Genomic DNA, 1,413 nt, shown 5'->3' on the forward strand with positions numbered 1-1,413 from the left:
TCTGATGTGATGGACGACTCCCGCTACCCAGCGAGGGGTTTATGCCAAAGTGGAGAAGTCGTGACGTCCACGGCAAAGGAGCGTTCATCATGAATATAGCGACTGTTGGACTGGATCTGGCCAAGAGCGTGATGCAGGTTCACGCAGTGAATTCGCAAGGCGAAATCGTTGTACGCAAACAGCTAAGACGCGCGAATGTCCTTCGGTATTTTGCTACGCTCGAACCGTGTGTAATCGGCATGGAAGCGTGCGCCTCGTCGCACTACTGGGGCCGCGAGCTCACCAAGCTCGGACACACCGTTCGACTGATCGCCCCGCAGTTCGTCCGGCCTTACGTAAAGAGCAACAAGACCGACGCGGCCGACGCCGAAGCAATCTGCGAGGCGATAACGCGCCCGAACATGCGCTTTGTACCGCTCAAGACGCAGGCGCAACAGACAGTGCTGTCGCTGCATCGCGCGCGCGCCGGCCTAGTCAAATCACGCACAGCACTTGCCAACCAAATCCGCGGGCTTCTTGGCGAATTCGGTATCGTGCTGCCACAGGGTATCCAACTGCTTGGCCAACGGGCCATGGCCGCTCTTTCCACTCGTGACGATGGGCATTCTGAGCCGTTCCGGGCGTTAATCCAGATGCTCGTCGAGCACTTGCGCGAACTTGGCAGCAAGGTCGCTGAGCTCGAAGGTCGTATCCGCGCGATCCATCGCACGGATGCGCCCGGTCGGCTTCTCGAAACAATACCCGGCATCGGGCCACTTACCGCGTCGGCCCTCGCAGCCTCGATCGGCAACGCCGGATCTTTTCGCAGCGGCCGCGAACTTGCTGCATGGCTGGGTTTGGTGCCGCGTCAGCATTCTTCGGGCGGCACGCCGCGTCTGCTGGGCATCAGCAAGCGCGGCGATACGGCATTACGAACACTTCTGATTCACGGCGCCCGCGCCGTTATTCGTACGGCAGCCAGCAAACCCGAAATGGCTGATTCCTGGGTGATGAAACTGTGTCGACGCCGGCACAAAAATATCGCTGCTGTGGCGCTCGCGGCAAAGAATGCACGGACGGCGTGGGCCATGCTGATACGAAATCAGCCCTTTCAGGCGAACCATATGCCTACGCGATCCAGCGTGACGGATTGACCGGTCCCGCTATTAGCAGTGAAACAGCGTTCACTTCCAGAGGTTGCTTGAGCAGACTTCAATTCGATGGCAGAACGGTCGGACCGTGGTGGGCCAAACCCGCTTTGCACCAAGGGCAACCAAGCCCGAGGCTCTGATGGGGTACCCATTCGCGGATATTCATCGTGGGCCCGCAGCGAGTGCTGCCAACTGAGCCCGGATACATGGCTGCAACCTCGACCTGATGCCAGAAAACTGAGACTGCTTGACAACAGGGAGTCGTCCATACATGGTGCAAATA

1 protein-coding gene is annotated in these 1,413 nt (G+C 59.0%); it reads left to right on the forward strand.

Going from position 1 to position 1,413, the window contains the following annotated elements; genetic code table 11:
* Positions 1-89: 89 nt before the first annotated feature.
* Positions 90-1,133 carry an IS110 family RNA-guided transposase gene (locus BGI01S_RS28805; protein WP_042329823.1) on the forward strand — a complete coding sequence of 348 codons (1,044 nt, stop codon included), beginning with the start codon at positions 90-92 and terminating at the stop codon, positions 1,131-1,133.
* Positions 1,134-1,413: the final 280 nt, after the last annotated feature.

It is taken from the genome of Paraburkholderia ginsengisoli NBRC 100965, from assembly GCF_000739735.1.
GTDB classification, from domain to species: Bacteria; Pseudomonadota; Gammaproteobacteria; order Burkholderiales; family Burkholderiaceae; genus Paraburkholderia; species Paraburkholderia ginsengisoli.

Coding starts and splice junctions, on each gene's coding strand:
- BGI01S_RS28805 (WP_042329823.1), top strand. CDS start 90: ATGAATATAGCGACTGTTGGACTGGATCTGGCCAAGAGCGTGATGCAG.